The following is a 25,976-nucleotide window of genomic DNA, read 5'->3' as shown; positions in this document are numbered from 1 at the left end:
CGGCCGACCGCCGGTGCGGGTGTCCTTGACGGAACTCGACTGCCTACGCGGCCTCTCAGCCGAAGTTGGCGTAGGTCGACGCCACGATGCCGGAGAACGCGTCCTGGTTCGCGGCCTCGAGCCCGTCGATGTCGTACACGGCGCTCAGCGCGGCCGCGCCGTCGTCGGTGGCGGCCACGTCGAGCAGCGCCTGGGTGATCTCGTCCTGGGCGGACTGGCTGAGGTCGCCGGAGACCACGACGCCGTCGTTCGGGATGTTCTCGGTGTACGCGAACACCACGACCTTGGTGCCGACGTCCGGGAACTCCTCCGCGAGGTTCGAGCGCGCATCGTTGTACGACACGCCGATGCTGGCGCTGCCGTCGTACACGGCCTGGACCGACTGCGGGTGCCCACCCGCGAAGAAGCCGTTCGGGAACGCGGACGACGGGTCGTCGATGCCGAGGATGCCCGCGAGCTGCGTGGCCGGGAAGTAGTAGCCCGAGGCGGAGGTCGCGTCGACCCACGAGATCGAGGCGTCCTCAGGGATGAGCGCGAGCGCGTCGGCGCCTGCGGGGCCCGAGCCGCCGGTCGCGCCGTTGCAGTACGAGTACTCGACGCCCGAGTCGTCCGTCTCCGTGGTGACGTCGTCGAGGCAGTAGGTGTCGGGGTCGTTGGTGAGCCACTGGCCGACGTACTCCGAGGAGCCGTAGCGGACGGACTGCAGCACGATCGAGGCGTTCGCCTCCTCGTGCGCCTGCCACATCGCGATCGGGCCGAGGAAGCCGATGTCGGCCTGACCGGTCTGAAGGGCGACGACGACGGCGTTGTAGCTGTCGGGCACGAACACCTTCACGTCCACGCCGAGCTGGTCGGACAGCACGGTCGCGAGCGCCTCGCCGTCGGTGGTGATCTGGTTGACGTCGTCGGACGGCACGAGCGCGAGGGTCAGCGTGTCAGGGAGGTCCGAGCCCGCGTCAGCCGACATGGTCGCGGTCGCGGAGTCCGAGGACTCTGCGTCGCCGCTCGAGGAGCACGCGGCAAGGAGCAGCGCGGACGCGCCGACAAGGGCCGGCAACGCGTAGCGCTTGGGGAACTGGATCACTTTTCTACCTCTGCATCTCATCGAAATGCTCGCAACCCCCCCGGGCAGCGGCAGTCGCTGGGCGACCCTTCGACGCTAACCGACGGAGAGTCGGATTCGGACAGACCAGCCCAGAATTAACGTGACGGTTACCTGGCCTTCACCGAATCGTGTCCAAAACGGTGCCGAATCGTGGACGATGCGTCCAGACGGGCCCGGGTCACTCGTCGCGAAGCGCCCGTCGGCGGGCCTCGAGCGCGATCAGGCCCGCGAAGGCCTCGTGCGCCGCGTCGGTGCCCTCGCCGGCGCGCTGCATCGCGCCTCGCAGGTCCGCGATCCGCCGGGTGAGCACCAGGTCGAGCAGGCGCGCGAGGACCGAGGCGGCGTAAGGGCCGTCGTCGCCGCCGTCGTGCGGCAGCGGTGTCACGGCGAGCTCGGAGATGGTCGCGGCGAGCGTCGGGCCCGCCTGCTCGACCACCGCGTCCACCCAGTCCGGTGACGCGGAAGGACCTCCCGCCGCCATGATCGCCTCGAAGACCGCTCGGTACTGCGGCACCGTGAACGCGTCCCCCGCCAGGTCGGCATAGACGCTCATCGCCACCGAGCTGCGCGAGATCGCACCCCCGAGCTGCAGGAGCACGCCGAGCGACAGCGCCTCCATGCGCACCACGGGATCGCGCCGCTGAGGCCGTGCCGGCCCGGCCACCACCTGCATGACCGCGCCCGTCTCGGGGTCCATGGGCGGCGGCCCGTCGTCGTACCCGGACTGGGACGGCTGCTGGGCGGTGCCGCGCCCGGCGGCGCTCCCCTGGCGCGGCGGCGCCTGCCTCGACGGCGCCGGAGCCGCGCGCCCAGCACCTGACCTCGCCGCCTGACCGACCGAGTCGCGCACCGCCTGGACGTCCATTCCCAGCCAGCCCGCGAGCCGCCGTGCGTACTCGGGCTGCAGCACGCGGTCGCGGATGCCCGCGACGACCGGCGCCGACGCACGCAGCGCCGCCACCCTGCCCTCGGCGGTGTTCAGGTCGTGGCTCGCGAGCGTGGTGCGGATCACGAACTCGAAGAGCGGGATCCGGGCCTCCATCAGCGCGCGGACCGCGTCGTCCCCCCGATGCTGACGGATCTCGCACGGATCCTGACCCTGGGCGTCCACCGCCACGAACGTCTGCGCCAGGAACTGCTGGTCGAGCGAGAACGCCTTGAGCGCCGCGTTCTGACCCGCCTCATCGCCGTCGAAGGTGAAGATCACCTTGGAGCCGGTCGAGCCGACCTTCAGCTGCGCGCCACCCGTGTCTCCCATGAGGCGCCGCACCACCTTGACGTGCTCCTCGCCGAACGCGGTGCCGCAGGTCGCGACCGCGTTCGTGACGCCCGCCAGATGGCAGGCCATCACGTCCGTGTAGCCCTCGACCACCACGACGGTGCGGTCGGAGCGGATCGCGCCCTTGGCGAGGTCCAGGCCGTACAGCACCTGCGCCTTCTTGTAGAGCGGAGTCTCAGGGGTGTTGAGGTACTTGGGTCCCTGGTCGTCGTCGTAGAGGCGGCGGGCGCCGAAGCCGATGACGTCGCCCGTGACCTCCCTGATCGGCCACACCAAGCGACCGCGGAAGCGGTCGTAGATGCGGCGCGCACCCTCGGACACCAGGCCCGACAGACGCAGCTCCGCCTCGGTGAAGCCGTTGCGCCGCAGGTGCTCCGTGAGCGCCTGCCAGCCTTGGGGGGCGTAGCCGACGCCGAACTGCGCCGCAGCCTCCCGCCCGAAGCCGCGCTCCGTCAGGAAGTCGCGTCCGACCTTCGCCTCCGGCGAGCCCAGCTGCGCCACGAAGAACTCCGCGGCCACCCGGTGCGCATCGAGCAGGCGCTTGCGCTGCCCCTGCGTGCCTTCCTTGCGAGGGGCGCCGCCCGCCTCGTACCGCAGCGTCACGCCGGCGCGTTCCGCCAGATACTCGACCGCATCCACGAACGAGAGCCCGTCCATGCGCATCACGAACTCGATGACGTCACCGCCCTCGCCGCACCCGAAGCAGTGCCAGCGCCCGGCCTGCGGGCGCACATGGAACGACGGGCTGCGCTCGTCGTGGAACGGGCACAACCCCTTGAGGGAGCCGACGCCGGCGGGCTTCAGCGCGACGTGCTGCCCGACGATGTCCTCGATGGGCGCGCGTTCACGGACCACTGCGATGTCGTCCCTGTTGATAGTGCCCGCCACGTGGCTCACGATACCGGCGCCGCGGGCACCCGTCCGCGCCGCCGCACCGCACCGCAGCCGTGCACCACCCGCAGGGATGGGTAGGCTTGAGCGCGGTCACCGACGAAAGGACACCCCCGTGCGCGTCAACGCCTTCCTGTGCGACTCCGCCGAGGTCGTGCAGGGCAAGATCTACGCCCTGGGCGCCGGCTGGAACGTCATCAACGTCCGCAGCTTCCCCGCGGTCCACCGCCGCCTCACGCTCGCCGCGACGGTCCACGTGCCGTTCACCGCGACGAACGAGCCGCACAGGTTCGAGGTCAAGCTGGTGACCGAGGACGGCAAGGACCACGCGATCGGCCTGCGCATGGGCGAGGACGGCAAGCCCGTGCCCGTGCACGGAGTCGGCGGTGAGTTCACGCTCGGCCGCCCGGTCCAGCTCGTCGACGGCGACGAGCAGGTGGCCCCGTTCGCCTTCCCGTTCGACGGCCTGCGCTTCACCGAGCCGGGCATGTTCTCGTGGGTCCTCTCCATCGACGGCGAGGAGGCCGCGCGCCTCGCCATGCGCGTGCAGCAGGCGCCTCAGGCCTGATGGAGCTGTACTCCGGCATCGTCTACCCGACGGTGCTGATCGTCGCGGCCGTGCTCGTGGCGGTCGGCGTCGTGACCCTTCTTGCCAGCGGCGCGCATCGCGTCCTCAAGGTGGTGGTGAGCGTCGCGTGGGTGGCGACCGCGATCCAGGCGATCGGCGTGATCGCCGCGCTCGTGAACGGCGTGCCGGCAGGGATCGTGATCACGGTCGGCTACCTGCTCGCCTCCGTGGCGCTCCTGCCCCTGCTCGGCATCGGACGGCTCGGCGAGCCGCCCGCACCCGGCGAGCCCGTCGACCCCGACCGCCCTGTGCTGCGCCCCGACCAGATCGTCCGGCTCGACGCCATCGCCGCGGTGGTGATCGGGCTCGCGATCGCCGTGGTCGCGTGGCGCCTCGACATGATCCTGGAGGCAGCGTGACCCCCGAGCGCCGCGTCATGAACCCCGTCGCCCGCATCAGCCTGATCGCCGTGTACGCCGTGCTGTGCCTGGCTGCGACGGGCCGCGCGTCGTACCAGATCGCCACCAAGTTCGCGGAGGCTCCGCTGCCCTACTCGATCTCCGCGGTGTCCGCGGTGCTCTACGGGGTCATCGCCGTCGCGCTGTGGCGCGGCTGGCGCCGCATCGCGCTGATCGGCTCGGCCGTCGAGCTGATCGGCGTGCTGATCGTCGGCGCGCTCGGCTTCCTCGAGTCGTCATGGTGGCCGGACGAGACGGTGTGGACCGGCTTCGGCTCGGCCTACGGATGGGTGCCGCTGCTGCTTCCGCTCGCCGCGCTCGTCACGCTCGTGCGAGCCCGCCGGGTCGAGCCGATCGCCGGGCCCGCCGCCCCCTGAGAGCCGTCGCGTCGCTCAGCGCTCGCCGCGCGAGCGGCGGGGGCTCACCACGAAACGGTGATGCCAGTCGTACGCCGACTTGTCGGTGAGCGAGGCGACCTGGTCCACCGCGGCGCGGAGCCTTCCCGCATCGTCGGACGCGGCGCTGTAGTCCGCGCCGAACTGCGGCTCGAACGCCTCTGGACCCCGGTCGGCGAGGGCCGACACCAGCTGCTTGAGGACGCGCCTCTGCTTCGCATAGGACGGAGACGCCTCACGAGGCGCCATCAGGAAGTGCACGGCGATGCCCTTCAGCAGCACGATCTCCGCATGGGTCTGCGACGGCAGCACCAGCCGGGCGTTGTACCTGGTGAGCGGCCCGTCGCCGTGCGCTGCACGGGTAGCCGCGATCGTCGCGTCGCACATGCGCCCGATCAGCTGGCTGGTCATGTCCTTGAGCGCCGCGAGCGCACGCCGGGAACCGTCGTACTCGTCCGCCCACCATCCGGACGCGCGCAGCCGGTCGAGCGCGTCGAGCAGGCTCTGCTCGTCCTCCCAGCCGTACCACTCGCGGGCGCGCGCGGCGACCTCCCTGGCGACGCCCGGGTCCCGCATCACCGACAGCGAGACACCGTTGTGGACCACGGAGTCCTCGACGTCGTGCACCGAGTACGAGATGTCGTCCGCGAGGTCCATCACCTGTGCCTCGAAGCTGGGCTGGCGCTCCGGCGCGTTGCCGCGCAGCCAGTCGTAGACCGGCCGATCGTCCTCGTAGACGTTGAACTTGCGGATGGGTCGGCCGTGCGCGTCGAGCCGAAGCTCCTGCTCGCCCCACGGATACTTCACCGTCGCATCGAGCACGGCACGGGTCAGGTTGAGCCCGATGCTCTCCCCCGTCTCCGGGTGGATGGTCTTCGGCTCGAGCCGGGTGAGGACCCTGAGCGTCTGGGCGTTGCCCTCGAAGCCGCCGGCGTGGCGGATCGCCTCGTCCAGCGCCCGCTCGCCGTTGTGGCCGAAGGGCGGGTGGCCGAGGTCGTGCGCGAGGCACGCGGCGTCCACGACGTCGGGATCGCATCCCAGCGCCTTGCCGAGCTCACGGCCCACCTGCGCCACCTCGAGCGAGTGGGTGAGCCTGGTGCGCACGAAGTCGCCGCTGCCTGCGCCCAGGATCTGGGTCTTCGCACCGAGCCGTCGCAGGGCGCTCGAATGGACGATGCGTGCGCGATCGCGGGCGAACGACGTGCGGTTCGCGGTCTTCGCGGGCTCAGGTACCAGCCGTTCCTTGTCGGACTCGGTGTAGCCCGTGCTGACGTCGCTCACAGCCCGATGCTATCGGTCATGCGCCGGGCGAGGTCCTGAGTGCCTCGGGGAAGGCAGCGCGACCCGCCCGGGAAGCAGAGGGATTGTTCCCGGGCGGGCCGGCCGTGCTGCTCGACGGGTGCGACGCTCGGGGTGATGCTGGTCCTCGAAGATCGCCTCCGGAGGCACGCTTGCGCGCGAGCCCGCGCACTCAGTGCGCGGCTGCCTCGCGCGGCGATGCCGACGGTGAGCGCAGACCGGCAGGGCTCGCCTGCACCCGGCCAGGCGTGCGGGCCGCGTGCTGGCGCCGTGCCGCGATCAGCAGCGCGGCGACCGCCGCGCCGAGACCCACGACCCCTAGCCCCAGCCAGATCATGAAGATCGCGAAGCCGTCGCTGTGGGCGCCCGTGGCGGCCGACCGCCCGATCACTCCCCAGGTCGACGTGAGGACCGCAGGCATGCCGAACGCGGCATAGCCGACGACCAGCCCCGCGCCGCCGAACAGCCGCAGGCCGATCCGTGTGTCCGATGATGTCAATGCCATGGTGTCCGCCCCTCGCAGCACTCCTGGTCACCCGAGATCGTGCGGTACGATGCGCCCCTCGCGGCCGACCCCCCGGTCGGCCCGTCCGGGAACGGAGCCACCGCTCCCGTTGTGACATTTCTCACACTAACCACGGGAGATGTGGGCCAGAATGCGCCAAGGTAACAAGTAGGTTAACTCCGCGGTGTGCACGTGGACCCGTGCGCGGGAGGTCCCTAGTGCGCCGTCTCCCCTGGCAGCACGACCGCCTTGACCGTGCGGGCCAGGATCCCGACGTCGCCGAGCAGCGACCAGTTCTCCACATAGAAGAGGTCGAGGCGCACCGCATCGTCCCATCCGAGGGAGGACCTGCCGCTGACCTGCCACAGCCCCGTCAGGCCGGGCCGCGTGAGCAGCCGGCGGCGAGCCGAGTCCGAGTACATCGCCACCTCCGCGGCGATCTGGGGTCGCGGCCCGACGAGGCTCATCGAGCCCGCCACGACGTTGAGCAGCTGCGGAAGCTCGTCCAGCGAGTACTTCCGCATGAACCGTCCGAGCGGCGTGATCCGCGGGTCGTCGTGCACCTTGAACAGCGGTGTCTCCGACGTCCCCTGCTCGCGCAGCAGGTCCGCGAGCTCCAGGTCCGCGCCCACCCGCATCGACCGGAACTTCAGCATCGGGAACGGCTCACCGCGCAGGCCGATCCGTTGAGAGCGGTACAGCACGGGCCCAGGACTTGTGAGCCTCACCGCAAGCGCCAGCCCCAGCAGCAACGGTGAGGCGACGAGCACCAGCGCCGCCGACGCCGCCACGTCGAACGCCCGCTTCGTGACACGGTCGGCGGGCGACAGCTGCGGCGTCTCGACATGCAGCAACGGCATGCCTGCGATCGCACGGGTGTGGATCCGCGTGCCCGCGACTCCCACGAGGCTCGGCGCCAGCACCAACCGCTGCGTGGCAGGCTCCAGGCCCCAGGAGATCTCCTGCACCTTGTCAGGCGCCAGGACGTCGGCACTGGTGATGATGACCGTGTCCGCACCGGTGCCTGACGCGATCTCCTCGACGGCGTCGGCACCTCCCATCACGGGGATCCCCGTGCCCGCCACCTCCTCTCCGACCCTGCCGCCCGGGATGCAGGCGCCCACCACCCGGTAGCCCGCAGCGGGCGTCCGCGCAAGCTCGGTGGCGACCTGGCGCACCGACGGCGCAGAGCCGATGAGGAGGACGGTCGCGCTCAGCTCGCCCGCCCGCCGCTTGATCAGGAGCCACTGCCGCCACAGCCACCGCTCGGCCAGCAGCATCACCAGCCCGCCTGGCATCGCGACGAACAGGAACGGCTTCACCGACTCGACGTCGAAGACGTAGGCGACGGTCGCGACGGATCCGAACACCAGCAGCGTCGCGTCGAGCACGCCCTGGTACTCGAGACCGCCCCAGCCCAGCACCCGGTCGCTCCGGGTGTCCGTGAGCTCGAGCGCCACGTGCCACACCGCCACGAGGGCCAACGGGAATCCGAACACGAACCAGATCTGACGGCCCGCGATGCTGCCCCCGTCGAAGCTCGCTCCACCGATGAGGACGATCTGCGTGCCGACCACCACCCACAGCAGCGCGGCGACGTCGCTCAGGACCAGTCGCTGGGCGTGCGCACGGCGCCAGTCAGGTTCGGGCGACCGCGGAGCGAACTCGGCGTCCCCGTCCTCGATCCCTCGCGCGAGGAGGGATTCTCCCTCGGTCATCTGCCCGACCCCCCAGTCGGTCGTCTCGCGACGCCGGGCGCCGGAGAGGCTTCTCATTGACTTGTCAATGACAGATGGTGCGTGACCGATGGTAGCCGTCGAATGTGTCGTCCGTGTGAAATCTTGCGAGCCTCCGACGTGCTCCCGCCCGTGCGCGAGAGGCGATCTCAGGCGGGCGTCGCATGCGAGCGGTGCCTCGCGCCCTCGATCTGCGCCGGACGATCCAGCGCTGGACCGGCCGCCGACGCGGCGGCGTCGAGCGCGCGCTGCTCGACGACGATCCGCGCGAGCACTCCCACGCACAGCCACAGGAGGCCGCTGGGGGGCGTCAGGTCGGGCCCCGAGACCATGCCGGACAGTGCGACAGTGGCGAGCACCCAGAGCACCGGCCGGGCTCGCCGTACGCGCAGCGCAGGGATCACGACCGCCGCGAGCGCCGCGACCAGCAGCACGGCCCCCACGAAGCCGACCGTGCTCAGCACCGTGGGTATCAGCGACGACGCGCGTCCGCTCCCTAGTCCCACGCCCCACCCGTAGGTGTCGAGGAACACCTGGTAGGAGGCTGCATCGGTGCCGGAACGGGCGTCGTACGAGTCCGAGTCGATCTTCACCGACAGCGCCTCCTGCACGAAGCGGTACAGGAGCGGAACGAACCACAGCGCCGCGAGGCCCGTGACGAGCAGCGCGTAGGCGCCGGCGGGAGGCAGGGCGACACGTCCGCGCAGGAAGTCCGCGACGGCGACCACGGCGAACAGCGCGAGCATCCCCATGCCGACCACGAGGAACGTGGTCGACGTCGACACGATGCCGAGCTGGATGGCGATCCCTGCCACCAGCAGGTGACCCAGCCGGCGCAGCCCACGCACCTGGAAGGCCGCGGACACCGAGTAGACCGCCGAGGCGGCCGCGACGGTCGCGAGCGCGGCGGGCTCGGGATAGATGCCTCGGAATCGCAGCGCCCCGCCCGGTGCCGTCTCGATGTAGGCGAATGCCGGGGAATTGTCCAGCACACCATAAGGGAACGGGATTCCCAGGTTGAGGCCCAGGAATCGCCAGAATGACAGAAGCACCGATGCCGTCAGCAGCAGCCCGATGGTCTGCGGTCCCACCCCTGCGGTGTGCGCGAACATGACGACGATCGCGACGCTGAGCGCCAGGTACAGCATCTGCGCGATATTCGACGTGGTGAGCCGACCAGGCTCGAGCGGCGCGGACGACGCGGTGACCGTGGCGAGGCCAGGGAACATGAACGGAGCGGTGAAGGTCACCAGCACGGCCCACACCACGAATGCGAGCAGCAGGCTCGCCCCTGGCACACCCTCGAGCAGGGAGGTTCTCGGGCGACGTCGGCTCGCCAGACGGTTCACCCCCAGCACCGCGACGAGTCCGACCGCGACCGCGTAGAAGGTCGGGACCGCGACAGGCCCGAGCACGAGCGCCGCGCCGGCGGAGGTCACGCCGCCCCACGCGAGCGCACGGTCGTACCTGCGCGACACGAGCCCGTACACGATCAGCAGCACAGAGCCGATCGTGAGGAGCGTCATTCCCGTAAAGTACCCTGCGTCTAAGAATTCCGACATAGATCTTCGCAATTCGCTGTGGTAATGCCGGTGGTGATCTCCCTTCCACGTCTGGAGGCAGTCGATGGAGTTGCAGGACTATTCGCGAGCGATCATGCGGAGCTGGTACGTGCTGCTGCTGTCCGCGGTGGCAGGCGCGGTCATCGGCGCCGTCTACCTGTCGTCGGCGCCGGTCGTCTACGAGGCGACGGCACGCCTGGTGATCGCGGCGAACGATCCGCTGGAGATCCCCGACGCGGCGTCCGGCGCGACCTATGCGGCCTCGATGGCGTCGACGGCGGCCGCCGTGGTGAGGTCGTCCGTCGTGCTGGAGCCCGCCGCGCGCGCGCTCGGCGACACCGTCACCGCCGCCGAGCTCGCTGAGCACGTCTCCACCGCGACCCAGACCGGCACGGGGCTGCTCACCGTGACGGTGTCCGCGTCCGACCCCGACGTCGCGGTCGCGATGGCCGCCGCCGTCTCCGATGCCACCCGGCTCACCGTGCCGAGCACCGTAGGCGGCACGAACGCCGCGGGCGCGCCCACGCTCCGGATCGAGGTGTTGAGCGCTCCCGCCACGCCGGGTGCCCCCGTGTCTCCCGACGCGAAGGGCGTCATGGTCGTCGCGATCCTGATGGGCGTGGCGGTCGGGCTCGCGATCGCCATCGCCAGGTACGCGACCGACCGCCGCCTCCGCACTGCCGACGACGCGACTGAGGCCGGTGCCATCGTGCTCGGCACGGTGCCTCACGGCAGCCGGTCGTTGATGGATGCCGGGCTCCAGGATGACGCGGTCACGATCGCCTACCAGTCGCTGAGGACCACTGTGCTCTCGCTGCTGCCAGAATCCGGCGGCAGCGTCATGCTCGCGCCGCTCACGGGCGGTCGCCATGACGGCGGCGTCGTGGCGAGCCTTGCCGTGTCGCTGGCGCGCGGCGGGAAGCGCACGCTCCTGATCGATCTGGACGTTGACGCCGACCTGGCGGGACGCCTCTGGGGCATGCACCCGCAGGCAGGCGCGCTCGAGGTGCTCGCAGGTGCGATCAAGGGCCCTCGCGCAGTCGCCGAGACTCCGGTCGCGGCGCTGTGGGTGATGGCGGCCGGCCACAGCGACGAGAGCGCCGGCGACCTGCTCGCGCGGCCCGCGCTCGGTGCGTTGCTGCGCTGGGCGGTGGGACGCTACGACGCCGTCGTGGTGAACGCGCCCGCACTCGCCACCCGGCCCGACGCCGTCACCGTGTCGTCGTCCATGGACTGCGTCCTCGTGACCGCGACGCTCGGACACGACACCTCGCCCGACCTCGCAGCACGTCTGCGCGGGCTGGCGGCCGTCAACGCGAAGGTGGACGGGGTGCTGGCGGTGCACGCCCGCCCAGGCATGCTGGCGCGCACCGTCGCCGCGACCAGGCGACGACGGGTCGAGCCACCGCCTCTCGTCGTCGACGACCCGGTGGACACGACGCCCCTCTTCGAGCACGAGCCCGCCGACGAGCTGCCTGCCTCGACAAGCCAGGAGGTCGGCGAACGCGCCTGACCTCCGCATCGGCACCGCCGCGGCTCTTGCCACGCGCAAGCCCCGTCTGTACGTTGGTGACCAATCATCCAGACGGGGCGCAGGTGCCTCTCCGGTAGTACGGACGCGCCTGCGTCCGTCGAGCTCGAGCCACCTGCACCCGCTTGCGAGGGGTGGGTGACATGCGTGGCGTACTGGTGCATGAATGGCTGGCTCGCGCAGGGGGCAGCGAGAACGTCTTCGAGGCGATGTCCAGGATCTACCCGGACGAGGACATGCTGTGCCTCTGGGACGACTCCGACGGGCGCTTCGAGGCGTCCCGCCTCCGAGAGACCTGGCTGGCCCGCACCCCGCTCCGCAGGAGCAAGGCGCTCGCACTGCCGCTGATGCCGCTCGCGTGGCGCACGCAGCGGGGACCGGACTACGACTGGGCGCTCATCAGCTCCCACGCCTTCGCGCACCACGTCGACTTCGGCCGGCCCGACATGCCCCGATTCGTCTACGTCCACACCCCCGCGCGGTACGTCTGGACCCCCGAGCTCGACGGCCGTGGATCGAACCTCGCCGTGCGCGCCGTCGCGGCCACGCTCAAGGGCACCGACCGGCGCAGGGCGCTCGCGGGAGCGCGGCTCGCCGCGAACAGCGCGTTCGTCCAGGAGCGGATCGCGCGCACATGGGGCGTTCCCGCACGCGTGATCCATCCACCCGTCGACGTCGAGCGCATCCAATCGCGCGACTGGGCGCCGACGCTCGATGACGACGAGGCCAGGATCCTCGACGGCCTCCCCGACCAGTTCATGCTCGGCGCGTCGCGCTTCATCCCGTACAAGGAGCTCGACACCGTCATCCGCGCGGGAGAGGCGTGCGACATGCCGGTCGTGCTCGCCGGGCGCGGGCCTGAGCTGCCACGCCTGCAGGCGCTCGCCGACCAGGCGACGGTCCCTGTGACGTTCGTGATCTCACCTTCGAACGCCCTGCTCTGGGCCCTGTTCCGACGAGCAGCCGTGTACGTCTTCCCCGCGGTCGAGGACTTCGGCATCATGCCTGTCGAGGCGATGGCCGCCGGAGCGCCCGTCGTGGCGCGCGATGTCGGAGGCACCACCGAGTCCGTCGTGGACGGCGTCACGGGAGCCCTGTGCGGGTTCGAGTCCCCCGCCTCCGTCAAGGCCGCGGTCGAGCGCGCGACGGCGACCTCGCTCGAGGACAGGCTGGCGCATGCGCAGCGGTTCTCCCAGGCGCGCTTCGCGACCGAGATCCGAGAGTGGGTGGGAGCATGACGCCGAGGACCATCGTGGTCAACGGAGCGTTCCGACCGCAGCGCATCACAGGTCAGCAGAGGTACGCCACCGAGATCGCCGACCGGCTGGGCACGCTCGACGGGTTCGGGGAGCACGCGCCTGCAGGGCGCTGGGCCGGGTCCGCCGCACGCGAGTGGGCGTGGACGCTGCTCCGACTCCCCCGCTCTGCCCGGGGAAGCGTGCTGCTGTCGCTCACCGCGCGCGCGCCGTTCGCACGTCGGCAGGTGCTGGTGGTGCACGACCTCTTCGTGCTCACGAACCCCGAGTGGTACTCGCGTCGCTACATCCTGACGCACGCCCCTGCGCTCCGGGCCCAGCTGCGCGCCGCGCGCGCCGTCATCGCCGTCAGCGAGCCCACCGCGCAGGCCGTCCGTGAGAGGTTCAGCGGCACGATCGTCATCGCGCCGAACGCTCCCAGCACCGTCTTCGCGGACCGCACGCACGGGTCTGCGGCGCCCGCCTCGCACGGGCTCGCCCACGGCGAGTACCTGCTCGCCGTGGGCAGCATGGACCCGCGCAAGAACCTGCCCACTCTCGCCGACGCCTACAGTTCCCTGCCCGAGGCCGCCCGCCGCCGATGCCCGCTCGTCGTCGTCGGGGGCAGCGCGTCGATCTACAGGGATCAGCAGATCGACTGGCCGCAGGAGACGGTGTTCACCGGCTACGTCTCCGACGACGATCTCCGTGCGCTGTACGCCGGGGCGAGGGCCGTGGTCTTCCCGTCGCTCGCGGAGGGCTTCGGCCTTCCGCTCGTGGAGGCGGCCGCTGCTGGCGCACCCGCGCTCGTGGTCTCCGACATCCCTGTCTTCCGATGGATCTGCGGCGACGGCGCCGTGTACGTCGATCCCACCGTGCCGGAGTCCGTGGCCGACGGGCTGCGCGCCGCAATCAGGGGTGACATCCCGCCGTTGACCATCGACCTCACGCGCTTCGACTGGGACGCCTCCGCGCGCACGGTCGCCGAGGTGTGCAGCGAAGTGGCGGGCCGATGAACGCCACGACGTCGACGCGGCTCCATGCCGGCATCGTGCTCGCGTCCGCGGGTCGGCCCGCGCTGCTCTCGGACCTCACCTCGCGTCTCGCGCACCAGACCGTGAGCCCGGTCGCACGGGTCGTGTCGGTGCCGGACGAGGCGAGCCTGCCGCCCGACCTCGACAGCGGGTGGACGGTCGTGACCGGGACCCGTGGCCTGGCCGCCCAACGCAATGCCGGCCTCGCGGCGCTCGGGCCCGACGCGGACGTCGTCTTCTTCTTCGACGACGACGCGATCGTGCGGCGCGACTATCTGGAGCAGGGGCTCGCTTTCTTCGCTGCGCATCCGGAGCATGTAGGCCTCACAGGGCGCGTCCTGCTGGACGGCGCCGCCAGCCGCACCTACGGCGAGGTGGACCTCGCCGAGGCCGATCGCCTGGTCGCCGAGTCCGAGCACGAGCCGCTGACCGGCGCCTTCCGCGCAGGACGCACCCTCTTCGGCGCGAACTTCGCCTTCCGTCGCTCCGCTGTGCCGGACATCGAGTTCGATCCGCGCCTGCCGCTGTACTCGTGGCTCGAGGACCACGACTTCGCACGGCGCCTCATGCGCCACGGCCCGCTCGCCCACGTCGACGACTGCGTGATCGTTCACAGAGGTGCGGCCTCAGGAGGGCGCACCAACCACGTCCGCCTGGGCTACTCGCAGCTCATGAACCCCGTCTACCTGCAGCGCGCGGGGAGCTTCCCCCGGTGGCTCGCGACGTGGGAGTTGTTCCGCCCCATCGCGAAGAACGTGGCCGCCTCCGTGGGGGGACCGCAGGCGGACTGGCGCCGCGAGCGCCTGCGGGGCAACGGCCTCGCGCTCGGCGACGTGCTGCGCGGGCGGATCACCCCTGAGAGGATCACCTCCCTATGAGCCTGGCAGCGCGCTCGCGCGACCCGCGTCCAGTGGAAGGCGGTCGCCGATGCGCCGAGTGACCCGCCTGCCCGCCGTGATCGTCGCGGTCGTGGTCGCCGCGATCGTCGGCGTCTGGCTCGCCACGCACGTCCAGGTGGATCCGCCCGCCACCGTCACGGCCTCGTCGTCCACGCCGGGCACGTCCGCTGCCGAGCTGCTCAGCGTGGCGGACTCGGTCGCGGAGCCGCCTGCGACCGATGTCTCCCCGATCGAGGCGGGTGCGTCGCCCGACGCGTCGGCCTGGCATGTGGGCGATGAGACGTGGCGTTCCGACGGCCCCGCGAAGGGCTCCTGGGTGACCGTCGCCTGGAGCAAAGCGCGCCAGATCGACCACATCCGCATCGACGGGGCCGGCGGACCTGCGCACGCCTACACCGCCGCGGTCGTGTACTTCGACACGGGAGGGTCGTACTGGGTGACCCCTGACGCGCAGGGCAACGTGTCCGTCGACATCCCCGCCGTGACCGCGACCACCGCCACGGTCAGGTTCGTCGACAGCGCCACTCCCGATGCCTCCGTGTCGCTGCGCGCGATCGCGTTCGACGACGCCGGGAGCACGCTCGCGGCAGGCCACGCCGCTCCGATCGCGTCCAGCACCGCGGCGGGCTCGTCGGCCACGGCGCTCACCGACGGCGACGTCGCCTCAGGAGCGGTCGGCGACTCATGGACGCCCGCTGCGGACGACGCGACACCCTGGGCAGGGATCACATGGACCTCGGCGACGTCGATCGCGGCCGTGCAGATCGTCGGTGCCGACGGAGCCGAGGGTTCGGTGCATGGAACGCTGGTCTTCAGCGACGGCAGCACGCTCGCGGTCAGCGGCGTCACCTCGGGCGCAGACCCGCTCACGACCATCGCGTTCCCACCGCGCACCGTCACCTGGATGCGACTCGAGCTCGACGGAGGCGGATCGCTGGGCGAGCTCGCCGCGGTCGACTCGGCCACGACACCGCCGCAGTGGCCGACGCAGAGCGGTCTCGAGTCGCATCCGACCTCCCCGAGCGAGTGCGACCCGTCCACCCCGCCGGTGGGCACGTCCACCGGCTCCGAGCTCGCGCTCGTGTGCCCCGCGACCGGCACCACGATCAGCGGCCAGGCGACGGTCGTCGTCACGGCGCAGGCCGCCTCGACGGTCACCGCCACCGCGTACGTGCCCGGATCGGGCGACGTCGAGATCATCGCATCGCAGGCTGCCGACGCCGACGGCGTCGCGGTGCTCACCTTCGACGCGTCGCCCCTGCTGCACGGACCGATGGCTGTCAAGCTCACGACCGCCTCGGCACGCAACCCTCTCTACGTCCAGCTGTACAACGAGTCGGGCGCGGACGGGACGGCGGCGAGCGCTGTGCCCCCGGGCATGACCTTGCGCTACGAGGACGATTTCTCAGAGCCGCTCTCGATCACCGAGGACGGCGTGGACGCCCGCTATGCGGCCACGAAGCCGGCGGGAGACTCCGGCTCTGAGTTCTCCGACGCGGTGCTCGCAGATCCCGCTTGGGGCACCGACTCCCTGACGAGCCTCGACGGCGGATACCTGCGCATCATCCTGCAGGACCTGGGCGCGCGCACCGACCCGTACGGATGGGACCGGACGTACCTGGGAGGCCTGATGTCGTCCGCGCGCATCGGCTCGTCGGGGTTCTCCGCCCAGTACGGGTACTTCGAGGCGCGGATCCTCGCGCCTGCAGGCGCCGGCACGTGGCCCGCGTTCTGGATGCTCGATACGGAGAGCGCGCGCCTGCCCGGACAAGGCTCCGGCGAGGTCGACGCCGTCGAGCTGTACGGCCACGACCCGACCGGCACGTGCCACACGATCCACAACTGGGACTCGCAGATCCCGTCGCCTGACACCGTCTGCCGCGACGGCGGGGACACGCAGGACTGGGCGCTCACGTGGCACACCTACGGCGTGCTGATCCGACCGAACGGCGCCGACATGTACATCGACGGGCAGCTGGTGGCGTCGCATGACGGCCTCGATCGAGACTCGCTGCCGTACTTCTTCCTGATCAACCTCGCAGCGGGCGGCGGCTGGCCGGTCAACCTGCAGGCGACGGGCGACGACGTCGAGATGTACGTCGACTGGGTACGGGCCTACACGTGACCGGTCAGCCCGCGACCGGCTGACGGAAGCGGCGGTCGATCAACCGGCGGGCGACGGGCCCGGGCGCGGTCAGCGTCGCGAGCGACCATGTCGACACGAGCACGCGGTGCGCCACCCCGTCGGGGCCGGGGGCGAAGGGCGACGTGAGCGCATCCCTGAGCATCCGCGCCGCCGAGTCGCCCGGCAGCGGGCGATCATCGGGACGCAGGCGTCGACCGGCCACGCGCAGCTGCAGCAGATGACGTCCTCGGAACAGCGGCGCCAGCCCGTCTGCCTCGTTGCCGGAGACCTCGAGCGCGAACTGGTGGCGCTGCACGGCCCGTTCCACCCGCAGCGAGAAGCGGGCGGGATCGGTCAGCACGTAGCTTCTGTTGTCGCCGTGAAGGCGATACCTGGCCTGCGGCTCGGTCAGCGTGATCACGTCGCCAAGGTAGGGCGCCGCCGCGAGGCACGACGAGTCGCTCGAGCCTCCGCACCGATCGCCCAGCGGGAAGAGCCGCTCCAGGAAGGACCTGGCGTAGACGTTCCCTGAACCCGGCGGCGTCGGGTACTCCCCCGTCGCACGCATCCATCCGCGGATCTGGTCGGGCGTGGGCGCCGTGCCGAAGCGAGGGAAGCTGGTGCCGACGGGCACGCCTTCGCCGTCGATCCGCAGCATCGGGAACTGCACCTTGCTCACGGCGTGACCCCACACGCGAGCGCTCTCCCGCGCGATGGTCGGCTCAAGGAGATCGTCAGAGTCGAGGAAGACGACCGCGTCGCCTGTGGACGACGCGAAGCCCGTGTTGCATGCGACGCGCGGTCCGGCGTTGTCCTGGTGGATCACGGTGATGTGGTCGGCATATGCGGCGATCTGCTCACGCGAGTCGTCCGTCGATCCGTCGTCGACCACGATCACCTCGACGTCGGGCCAGTCGACGGCGAGCGCGCTCTCGATCGCCTGCGCCACGAACCTGCCGTAGTTGTAGTTCGGGATGATGATGCTCAGCCGCCGCATGCCGCCTCCTCAACGTTCCTGGAAGAACGCCCCGGCCGACCGGAGGCCGTACCCGAGCTGGATCGTGGCGAGCAGCGGCAGACGCAGGGCTCCCGTGGCCTCGGCCACCTCGCCCTCGCGCCACAGCCCGGGCCGCAGCAGCGCGGAGAGCGGCGTGGGTGCGCGCCATTGCGCGATCTGGTCGTTCTTGCCGAAGTCCTCGTACCGCACGCCGATGTCGAGCATCCGCGCCGCCGCCCTGTCCGGCCACACGATGGCACGCTCGAGTGCGCGCCACGCGTCCGGGATGTCGTCGAGGACCCGGCGTGCGGTGGACCCGACGAGGCCGTCCAGGTAGGCCAGCACGCCCGCGAACATCTCGTCGTCGCGCGGGAGCGCACGCTCCTGCCAGCCTTCCACCTGCTCGAGGTTGGACACGATCACGCCATCCCGCTCGTCGAACCGGGAGACGCTGGGCAGGTCGGGTTCGAAGAGCCACTCGAAGAACTGCCAGTAGCGCAGCACCGCCGCCCGGCGGCGCCACGGCGCATAACCGCGAGAGTGCTCGATCAGGCCATGCGCGGGGATGTCCCCTGACGACGCCGTGGTCCAGACATGCCGCGCGAACTGCGCTTGAGAGACGCGCAGCTGCGGGAAGCCCTCGGGCACGATCCTGACGATCGTGCCGTTGAGCCCCGTGTCCACGAACATCGCATGCTCGGCGCCCGCGAGCACGCCGTCAAGATGCCTGGCGAAACGGTCGGACTGGAACAGCAGCTCGGCCCGCGCCGCCGCGCCGCCGCGCGCCGCGAGCGCCGCGAGGATGCCGTCAGGGGTGGCCGGCGCGTCGGCGCCGGGCGTGCGAGGGTCGAGCGGGACGCCCGCGAGCGCCCCGACCGCCCGATCGGTGGTGAATCCGCCGAACTCCCGCGCCAGGGTCCCGGCCGTCTCGGGACCGAGCGGCCGCTCGCCGCGCACCGCCGGCGCGATCGCGGGCCGGATCGTCGCGAGCCTGGTGGCCATCACGGGAACCGCCCTGACCGGCGCCTCGAGCCCCAGGGCGGAGGTCAGCCGCTCGTACGCGGTCAGCATGCGTAGGCCGCCCCTCGCGCAGAACAGCATGGCGGTGGACCCTGGGCGGTCGATCAGGCTGGCGAGGTTCCACAGCCTCAGCGAGAACTCGGCGACGACGGGACCGACGATCGATCGTCCGAACTGCTCGGGTGTCAGCTCGGCCACCGGCGTCGTCCCCTCGCGTAGGTGGGCGCCGCGAGCGCCTTGCCGACGAGCCGCGTGAGCGCGTGCCGTCGCGATCGCGGCAGGTGGACGGCCTGCCACGCCGCAGCCACCGCGTTGTCGTGGTCCGCGTCCCGGGAGTCCCCCACGTGCAGCATCTCGCCCGGTGGGCAGCCCTCGACGCTGGCGACCGCGACGAAGGCCGACCCTGACCTCTTCGTGGCCTGGAGGTCGGCGCTGGTGTACACGTGGTCGAACGGCTGCGCGCCTGCGACGCGTGTGAGCAGCTCGGCCACGTGCTCCGCCGAGTACCAGGTGTCGGTGACCGCGATCACCCGTCTGCCTGCGGCTCGCGCGTCCGCGACCATCGCGAGGATGCCGGGCCGGGGGCTCAGGTGCTCCGCGTCCACGTCCAGCTCGGTGGAGAGCAGCACCTCCGCGGCCTCGGGCCCCAGTCCGAGCGGGGCGGTGGCCGCGCGGCAGATCGCCGCGATCCTGGCCTCGCCGTCGGGCCGTTCCATGTCGACCGCGCGATACGCGTTCGCCTGGGACCACCGCCGGAGCGTGAGCAGGCTTCGCGGCTCGACGCCGAGCGTGGCCGCCGCGCGCACCGCCGCCTGTGCGAGCCGCGCCGTCTGGCTGGATCCGTCCCGGAGCAGCACCGTGTCGAAGATGTCGTACGACACCACCTTCACGGACGCCGCATGCGACGACCCCCTCAGCACCTCGACGCTCACGGCCACCTCCGTGGGATGTGTCGAACCCCTCTTGCGGGTCATGCTAGCCGCGAACAGGGCGAAAACACTATGACGAATCAACGAGGCCCCCTACTGTGGAGGCGTGACAGCCGTCTCGCAGCGGGAACCGAGCTTTCGCCGCGCCGCAGTCCTCATGACCGCGACGAGCTTCCTGGTGCCGGCCGCGGGCCTGGTCACCGCCCCGATCCTCGCGCACGGCCTGGGCGCCGAGGGCCGCGGAATCCTCGCGGCGGCCCTCGCGCCGTCCGCGCTGATGCTCAACCTCGCCACCATCGGCCTGCCGCAGTCGCTGACGTTCCACCTGGCACGTCGCCCGAGCATCACCCGACCCACGGTCGCGTGGGCCGCGGCGGCGACCGTCTTGCTCGGGATCGTCGTGACCGTGGCGACAGGCGCGCTGCTGCCCTTCCTCTCCGGGGGCGACTCCGAGCTCGCACGGCTCATCATGATCGCGAGCGTGTCGACGATCCCCGCGCTCGTCATCGGGGTGCTGCGCGGAGCGGCGACGGGTCGCCAGATGTGGCGCTACATCGCGCTCGAGCGGCTCATCATCACGGCGGGCCGCGTGATCGCCTTCGGCGCGCTCTTCGCCACAGGCACGCTGACGGTGTTCACCGCCGTCGTCGTCAACGTCGGCCTGCCGGTGCTCGCGGGGGTCGTGTACATCGTGGTCGCCGCACCACCGCCCACCGACATGGACAAGGACGTCGAGGAGACGGGCACCGTCGGCCCTCTGTTCGGGTACGGGGTCCGCGCCTGGTGGGGCTCGGTCGCATCGATGACCCTGTCGCGGCTCGCGCCGTTGCTCATGGTGCCGCTGTCCACCGCCCACGACCTGGGCCTGTACTCGGTCGCGTCGACCATCTCCGACCTTCCGCTCGTCGTGGTCGTCGCGATCCAGGGAGCGCTGTTCTCCGTGGGCAGCCGGGATCGGGTCGCGAGCAGGATCACCGACACCGCGCGACTGACGACGCTTCTGGCGATCGTCGGATCCGCCGCGTTCGCGGTCACGCTGCCGTGGTGGATCGCCCCGATGTTCGGCGACGAGTTCACCGATGCGCTCGGTCCGACGATCGTGCTGCTGCTCGCCGCCTGCATCCTCGTCCCCGGCCTGATGTCGTCGACGGGGCTCAGCTCATGGGGGCGGCCCGCGCTGAAGAGCCTCGGTCTCGTGGTGACGCTCGTCGCCAACCTCACCGCCTTCGTGCTGCTCGTGCCGCACTTCGGCGCATGGGGCGCCGCGTGGACCAGCGTCATCAGCAACACCGTGCAGACGATCTACATGACGAATGTCTCAGGACGCGTCATCGGCGTCTCACCGTGGAGGTTCGTCCTGATCGGGCGTTCCGACGTCGCGCGAGCATGGGACCTGGCGGCCACCTCCGCGCGCCGCGGCGTCGCGATCGTGCGCCGCTGACCCGCGCGGAGGTCAGCCGCCCGAGACGGAGAGCTCGGCCTCCCTGAGCCTGAGCTCCATGTCGGGCGTGATGTCCTGGGTGTCGAGCCATCCCTCGGGGCAGGCGGGCTGGCGTGCGCTCCCCTGGCGTCCTCGCGCGCCCTCGGCGTCCGGACCGGGGTAGGCGGTGTCGAGGTCCATGGAGTCGAGGTGCGCGCGCAGCTCGGCGAGCGTGTCGACGAGGCCGAGCGCACGTCGCACCTCTCCCCCGACCGGATATCCCTTGAGATACCAGGCCATGTGCTTGCGGATCTCACGCATCGCCTTGCGCTCGTCGCCGCCGAAGGTGTCGACCATCAGCTCGCCATGACGGTAGATCGTGTCCGCCACATGACGCAGGCCGGGCCGCACCCGCTCCTCGCGACCCTCGAAGGCGGCCTGCAGGTCTGCGAACAGCCACGGCCTCCCCATGCAGCCGCGCCCCACGACGACGCCGTCGCACCCGGTCTCCTCGACCATCCGCACCGCGTCCTCCGCGGCCCAGATGTCCCCGTTGCCGAGCACGGGGATCGTCGTGATCGCGTCCTTGAGCCGGGAGATCGCGGACCAGTCGGCGGTGCCCGAGTAGTAGTCGGCGGCGGTGCGCGCGTGCAGGCCGACCGCCGCGACCCCCTCCTTCTCCGCGGTGCGCGCCGCATCGAGGTACGTGAGGTGGTCGTCGTCGATCCCCTTGCGCATCTTCACCGTCACCGGGATGTTCTTGCGCGACGCCTCCTGCACCGCCGCCCGGACGATGTCGCGGAACAGGTCGCGCTTCCACGGCAGCACCGCACCGCCGCCCTTACGCGTCACCTTGGGCACCGGGCAGCCGAAGTTCATGTCGATGTGGTCGGCGCGGTCCTCGTCGACGATCATCTTCACCGCGGCACGGATCGTCGCGGGGTCGACGCCGTAGACCTGCACCGAGCGCGGCTTCTCGTCGGGCTCGTGGTGGATGATCCGCAGGCTCTCGGGGGTCCGTTCCACGAGGGCTCGCGATGTCACCATCTCAGCGACGTAGAGACCGCCGCCGTTCTCCCTGCACAGGCGCCGGAACGCGGCGTTGGTCACCCCCGCCATCGGCGCCAGCACGACGGGCGTGTCCACCTCGAGAGGTCCCAGGCGCAGCGGCGGCAGCAGGCGCTGCCCTGTGGTGGTGCTCGTGCTCATGCACCCATTGTCGCCGATCGGGGAGCGGACCCGGCCCGCCCGGGCAGCTGAGGGATTGCCCAGGCGAGCCGGCGTGCGGCGGCGATGCGCCGCAGGCCGGGGCCTTCACGACCTCGCGCCCTCGCGCGACCGTTCAGTCGTCGCCGACCGGGCTGCCGGCTCGATCTGCGTGGTCGACATCCGCGTCCTCACCCGAAGCCTCCCGCAACGCGTGCGTACCGACCACCGCCGCCCCGATGGCCGTGGTGAGCGGCACGGCGAGCACCAGCCCGATCGACCCCACGAGCGTGCGGACGACCTCCTCGGCGATGTCAGCGCTGGTGAGGGTGGTGCCGATGCTCTGGTCGTAGAGCGACACGAACAGGATGGTGGGCAGCGCCGCACCCACATACGCGAAGGCGATGGTGTAGACGGTCGACGCGATGTGGTCGCGGCCGATCCGCATGGCCCGCCGGAACAGCTCCCGGCGCCCCATGTCCGGACGCGCCGCGCGCAGCTCCCACACTGCGGACGCCTGCGTGATCGTCACGTCGTTCAGCACACCGAGCCCCGCGATGATGATCCCGCAGAGCACCAACCCTTGGAGGGAGACCCCTCGGTACCAGAACTCGAGGTGCACCCCTTCCTCGCTCCAGATCCCGTTGAGCTTGGAGGCGCTCACCGCCCACCACGCGAGGAGCGTGGTCACCGACAGCCCCGCCAGGGTGCCGAGGTAGGCGGTGGTGGTGCGCGCGTTGACGCCGTGGGCGAGGTACAGCAGCACGAACAGCGCACCGGACCCTGTCACCAGCCCCACGACCAGGGGGTTCCCACCGCCGAGCAGCGCGGGCGCCGTGAAGAAGATGATGATGCCGAAGGCGACCACGAGCCCCAGCAGCGCCCCGAGGCCCCTCCACCGCGCGATGATCAGCACCAGCGCCACATAGACGATCAGCATGAGCAGCATGGGTGTGCCGCGTTCGTAGTCGGAGAAGACCAGGTCGCCATCGGGAAGCTCGAGCGCGCGGATCGAGTCGCCGACGTGGACCTCGATCGTCGGATCTCCAGGGTCCAGGACGGTGGCCTCGCCAGCACTCTCGTCCCCCTTGACGACCGCGCCGAACGTGCCGTCGCCGTGGTCGGTCGTCACCTCCGCCTGGACCCAGCGAGAGCCCTCGTCGGCCGTCTGGGTGGAGCCCAGCATGGCCCAGCTCGCGGGCCACACGACCATGGCGCCCACGATCGTCAGGAAGACGACAGCGGCGACACACGATCCCAGAACGATGGACGCGCGGTCGCTCGCGCGAGGCGGAGCGCTCTCGATCGACCCGTGCGAGTGGCCGCCACCCATCTGATCAGGCGCCGAGAAGCCTGGGGGCCAGGTACTCGGAGACCTTGCTGAGCGCGACACGCTCCTGCTGCATGGTGTCGCGGTCGCGGATGGTCACCGCCTGGTCGTCCTTCGTGTCGAAGTCGATCGTGATGCAGAACGGCGTGCCGACCTCGTCCTGGCGGCGGTAGCGCTTGCCGATCGACTGCGTGACGTCGAGCTCGATGTTCCAGTGCTGGCGCAGCTCCGTCGCGAGCGCGTTGGCGGTAGGCACGAGCTCCTCGGACTTGGACAGCGGCAGCACGGCCGCCTTGACCGGAGCGAGGCGCCGGTCGAGGCGCAGCACGGTACGGGTCTCGGTGCCGCCCTTCGCGGTCGGCACCTGCTCCTCCTCGTAGGCCTCGACAAGGAACGCCATGAGCGAGCGGCTCAGGCCGGCCGCGGGCTCGATGACGTACGGGATGAAGCGCTCGTTGGTGGCAGGGTCCAGGTAGCTGAGGTCCTTGCCGGAGTGCTCCGAGTGCGTCTTGAGGTCGAAGTCGGTGCGGTTCGCGATGCCCTCGAGCTCGCCCCACTCGGAGCCCTGGAAGCCGAAGCGGTACTCGATGTCCACCGTGCGCTTGGAGTAGTGCGACAGCTTCTCCTGCGGGTGCTCGAACAGTCGCAGGTTGTCGGCGGCGATGCCCAGGTCGGTGTACCAGGCGTGACGCGTGTCGATCCAGGTCTGGTGCCATTCCTCGTCGGTGCCGGGGACGACGAAGAACTCCATCTCCATCTGCTCGAACTCGCGGGTGCGGAAGATGAAGTTGCCGGGTGTGATCTCGTTGCGGAAGGACTTGCCGACCTGCGCGATGCCGAACGGCGGCTTCTGGCGGGACGCGCGCATCACGTTCTCGAAGTTCACGAAGATGCCCTGCGCGGTCTCGGGACGCAGATAGTGCAGCCCGGACTCGTCGGAGGCGGCTCCGAGGTAGGTGCGCAGCAGGCCGTTGAACATCTTGGGCTCGGTGAACTGGCCGCGCGTGCCGCAGTTGGCGCAGGCGATCTCGGCCAGGCCGCCCTCGGGGGCGCGCCCCTTCCTCTCCTCGAACTCCTCGAGCAGGTGGTCCTCGCGGTAGCGCTTGTGGCAGCTGAGGCACTCGACGAGCGGGTCGACGAAGGCCTTGATGTGCCCGGAGGCCTCCCACACCTGGGGCGCCAGGATCACGGACGAGTCGAGGCCGACGATGTCGTCGCGGCTGGTCACCATGGAGCGCCACCACTGGCGCTTGATGTTCTCCTTGAGCTCGACGCCCAGGGGCCCGTAGTCCCACGCCGACCTGGTACCGCCGTAGATCTCGCTGCACGGGAAGACGAACCCGCGACGCTTCGCGAGCGAGATGACGTTGTCGAGACGGCTGGGTGCGGCCACGGTGAGGCTCCTTAGGGCAAGGCGTCGAATGCTCGGCACAGTCTATCGGGCACGGGAGGTCGCCATGCGTCCGCTCCCGATGCTTATTGACAATGATTCTCATTCTGACTACGGTACTGGTCATGCGAACAAGAACCCTGACGCTCGCCGCGCTCACCGCCGCGGGAACCCTCGGCCTCGCGGCATGCGCGGCCGACGCCGGCACCGGGACGGACCCCTCGACGGATCCAGCCTCGCTCACCGTCGCCGCCGCCTTCTACCCGCTCGAGTTCGTCGCCTCCCAGGTGGGCGGCGACCTCGTCTCGCTCATCTCGCTCACCCCCAAGGGCGTCGAGGCGCATGACGTGGAGCTGTCCCCTGCAACCGTCCGCCAGCTCGGCAATGCGGACCTGGCCCTGTACCTCGCAGGCTTCCAGCCGGCCGTGGACGACGCGATCAGCACCACGGGCGTCGCCGCGCTCGACGCGGCAGGAGTCGTCGCGCTGCGGCCCGCGGATGCCAATGCGGACGGCGAGGCGACCAGCGACGCCGCCGCCGGCAGCACCACGCTCGACCCGCACTTCTGGCTCGACCCCGAGCTGCTCGCCGAGTACGGGGACGCCGTAGGTCAGGCGTTCGCGCAGGCCGACCCTGCGAACGCGGACACGTACACCGCGAACGCCGCCACGCTGCACGCCGCGCTCGACGACCTGAACTCGCAGTTCGCGACCGGGCTGTCCCAGTGCCAGCGCGACACCATCGTCACGAGCCACGAGGCATTCGGCTACCTCGCGGCCGCGTACAGCCTGGACCAGCAGAGCATCGCCGGGATCGACCCCGAGACCGAGCCCTCCCCCGCACGCATCCTCGAGATCCAGCAGATCATCGCGGACACGGGCGCCACGACCATCTTCACGGAGTCCCAGGTGAGCACCACCGTCGCCGACGCGATCGCGGGCGACACCGGCGTCACCACCGCCGTGCTGGACCCGGTCGAGAACGTGGTGGACGGCGACGACTACATTTCTGTCATGACCCGAAACCTGACCGCGCTTCAGGCAGCGCTCGGCTGTGCCTGAC

The 25,976-nt window shown here is 70.9% G+C and carries 22 protein-coding genes; 10 read left to right on the top strand and 12 right to left on the bottom strand.

What is annotated here, in order from left to right; translation table 11 throughout:
• Nucleotides 1-55: 55 nt before the first annotated feature.
• Together phnD and dnaG are read right to left on the bottom strand one after the other, a co-directional pair.
• Nucleotides 56-1,084: a phosphate/phosphite/phosphonate ABC transporter substrate-binding protein gene (gene phnD, locus RN607_RS05265; RefSeq protein WP_313500590.1), complete on the bottom strand. Its 1,029-nt coding sequence runs from the start codon at nt 1,082-1,084 to the stop codon at nt 56-58.
• 199 nt (nt 1,085-1,283) lie between these two features.
• Entirely contained in the window at nt 1,284-3,272 is a 1,989-nt protein-coding gene (dnaG, locus tag RN607_RS05260; RefSeq protein ID WP_313544829.1) for a DNA primase, read from the bottom strand.
• 118 nt (nt 3,273-3,390) lie between these two features.
• On the opposite strand from dnaG, the gene RN607_RS05255 reads away from it, so the two are divergent.
• From RN607_RS05255 to RN607_RS05245, 3 genes are read left to right on the top strand one after another with little or no spacing between them, the layout of a single operon-like run.
• Entirely contained in the window at nt 3,391-3,843 is a 453-nt protein-coding gene (locus tag RN607_RS05255; protein WP_313500585.1) for a DUF6941 family protein, read from the top strand.
• Nucleotides 3,843-4,262 carry a hypothetical protein gene (locus RN607_RS05250; RefSeq protein ID WP_313544827.1) on the top strand — a complete coding sequence of 140 codons (420 nt, stop codon included), beginning with the start codon at nt 3,843-3,845 and terminating at the stop codon, nt 4,260-4,262. Before RN607_RS05255 ends, RN607_RS05250 begins: the two co-directional genes overlap by 1 nt.
• A complete protein-coding gene (locus RN607_RS05245; protein ID WP_313500581.1) occupies nt 4,259-4,678 on the top strand; it encodes a hypothetical protein in 420 nt (139 codons plus the stop codon). Before RN607_RS05250 ends, RN607_RS05245 begins: the two co-directional genes overlap by 4 nt.
• Nucleotides 4,679-4,693: 15 nt before the next feature.
• Here the strand turns inward: RN607_RS05245 and RN607_RS05240 are convergent, their stop codons facing one another.
• From RN607_RS05240 to RN607_RS05225, 4 genes are all read right to left on the bottom strand, one after another.
• The gene (locus tag RN607_RS05240; RefSeq protein WP_313544825.1) at nt 4,694-5,977 is read right to left on the bottom strand and encodes a deoxyguanosinetriphosphate triphosphohydrolase; all 1,284 of its coding nucleotides are present in this window, start codon (nt 5,975-5,977) and stop codon (nt 4,694-4,696) included.
• 190 nt (nt 5,978-6,167) lie between these two features.
• Complete coding sequence (locus tag RN607_RS05235; RefSeq protein WP_313500576.1) at nt 6,168-6,500, bottom strand: hypothetical protein; 333 nt, start codon at nt 6,498-6,500, stop codon at nt 6,168-6,170.
• A gap of 215 nt (nt 6,501-6,715) precedes the next feature.
• Entirely contained in the window at nt 6,716-8,275 is a 1,560-nt protein-coding gene (locus tag RN607_RS05230) for a sugar transferase (RefSeq protein ID WP_313500574.1), read from the bottom strand.
• A 110-nt stretch (nt 8,276-8,385) separates the two neighbouring features.
• On the bottom strand, nt 8,386-9,762 hold the full coding sequence (locus RN607_RS05225) for a hypothetical protein (protein ID WP_313500572.1): 1,377 nt from the start codon (nt 9,760-9,762) through the stop codon (nt 8,386-8,388).
• 100 nt (nt 9,763-9,862) lie between these two features.
• On the opposite strand from RN607_RS05225, the gene RN607_RS05220 reads away from it, so the two are divergent.
• From RN607_RS05220 to RN607_RS05200, 5 genes are all read left to right on the top strand, one after another.
• Entirely contained in the window at nt 9,863-11,311 is a 1,449-nt protein-coding gene (locus RN607_RS05220; protein WP_313544824.1) for a Wzz/FepE/Etk N-terminal domain-containing protein, read from the top strand.
• Between the two features lie 161 nt (nt 11,312-11,472).
• Nucleotides 11,473-12,567, top strand: a complete 1,095-nt coding sequence (locus RN607_RS05215) for a glycosyltransferase (RefSeq protein ID WP_313500566.1) — start codon at nt 11,473-11,475, stop codon at nt 12,565-12,567.
• Nucleotides 12,564-13,580 (top strand): glycosyltransferase family 4 protein, encoded by a 1,017-nt coding sequence (locus RN607_RS05210; RefSeq protein ID WP_313500563.1) that lies wholly within the window; start codon nt 12,564-12,566, stop codon nt 13,578-13,580. Before RN607_RS05215 ends, RN607_RS05210 begins: the two co-directional genes overlap by 4 nt.
• A complete protein-coding gene (locus RN607_RS05205) occupies nt 13,577-14,476 on the top strand; it encodes a glycosyltransferase family 2 protein (RefSeq protein ID WP_313544823.1) in 900 nt (299 codons plus the stop codon). Before RN607_RS05210 ends, RN607_RS05205 begins: the two co-directional genes overlap by 4 nt.
• A gap of 49 nt (nt 14,477-14,525) precedes the next feature.
• A complete protein-coding gene (locus RN607_RS05200; RefSeq protein WP_313544821.1) occupies nt 14,526-16,622 on the top strand; it encodes a glycoside hydrolase family 16 protein in 2,097 nt (698 codons plus the stop codon).
• Between the two features lie 4 nt (nt 16,623-16,626).
• On the opposite strand, the gene RN607_RS05195 is transcribed toward RN607_RS05200, so the two are convergent.
• The 3 genes from RN607_RS05195 to RN607_RS05185 are packed head-to-tail and all read right to left on the bottom strand — an operon-like array spanning nt 16,627 to nt 19,571.
• On the bottom strand, nt 16,627-17,619 hold the full coding sequence (locus tag RN607_RS05195; protein WP_313544820.1) for a glycosyltransferase family 2 protein: 993 nt from the start codon (nt 17,617-17,619) through the stop codon (nt 16,627-16,629).
• Between the two features lie 9 nt (nt 17,620-17,628).
• Nucleotides 17,629-18,837 (bottom strand): hypothetical protein, encoded by a 1,209-nt coding sequence (locus RN607_RS05190; RefSeq protein ID WP_313544818.1) that lies wholly within the window; start codon nt 18,835-18,837, stop codon nt 17,629-17,631.
• Complete coding sequence (locus RN607_RS05185) at nt 18,825-19,571, bottom strand: HAD family hydrolase (protein WP_313544815.1); 747 nt, start codon at nt 19,569-19,571, stop codon at nt 18,825-18,827. Before RN607_RS05185 ends, RN607_RS05190 begins: the two co-directional genes overlap by 13 nt.
• Before the next feature lie 103 nt (nt 19,572-19,674).
• On the opposite strand from RN607_RS05185, the gene RN607_RS05180 reads away from it, so the two are divergent.
• A complete protein-coding gene (locus tag RN607_RS05180) occupies nt 19,675-21,009 on the top strand; it encodes a lipopolysaccharide biosynthesis protein (RefSeq protein ID WP_313500542.1) in 1,335 nt (444 codons plus the stop codon).
• Nucleotides 21,010-21,021: 12 nt separating this feature from the next.
• Here the strand turns inward: RN607_RS05180 and dusB are convergent, their stop codons facing one another.
• From dusB to RN607_RS05165, 3 genes are all read right to left on the bottom strand, one after another.
• Nucleotides 21,022-22,197: a tRNA dihydrouridine synthase DusB gene (dusB, locus tag RN607_RS05175; protein ID WP_313500539.1), complete on the bottom strand. Its 1,176-nt coding sequence runs from the start codon at nt 22,195-22,197 to the stop codon at nt 21,022-21,024.
• A 133-nt stretch (nt 22,198-22,330) separates the two neighbouring features.
• Entirely contained in the window at nt 22,331-23,407 is a 1,077-nt protein-coding gene (locus RN607_RS05170; protein ID WP_313544813.1) for a YibE/F family protein, read from the bottom strand.
• A 124-nt stretch (nt 23,408-23,531) separates the two neighbouring features.
• The gene (locus RN607_RS05165) at nt 23,532-24,917 is read right to left on the bottom strand and encodes a glycine--tRNA ligase (RefSeq protein WP_313500533.1); all 1,386 of its coding nucleotides are present in this window, start codon (nt 24,915-24,917) and stop codon (nt 23,532-23,534) included.
• A gap of 122 nt (nt 24,918-25,039) precedes the next feature.
• On the opposite strand from RN607_RS05165, the gene RN607_RS05160 reads away from it, so the two are divergent.
• The gene (locus tag RN607_RS05160) at nt 25,040-25,975 is read left to right on the top strand and encodes a metal ABC transporter substrate-binding protein (protein ID WP_313500530.1); all 936 of its coding nucleotides are present in this window, start codon (nt 25,040-25,042) and stop codon (nt 25,973-25,975) included.
• The last annotated feature ends 1 nt before the right edge of the window (nt 25,976 follow it).

The sequence above is a fragment of the Demequina capsici genome (assembly GCF_032102965.1).
Lineage (GTDB): Bacteria > Actinomycetota > Actinomycetes > Actinomycetales > Demequinaceae > Demequina > Demequina capsici.
This window is presented reverse-complemented; position numbering and strand designations above follow the sequence as displayed.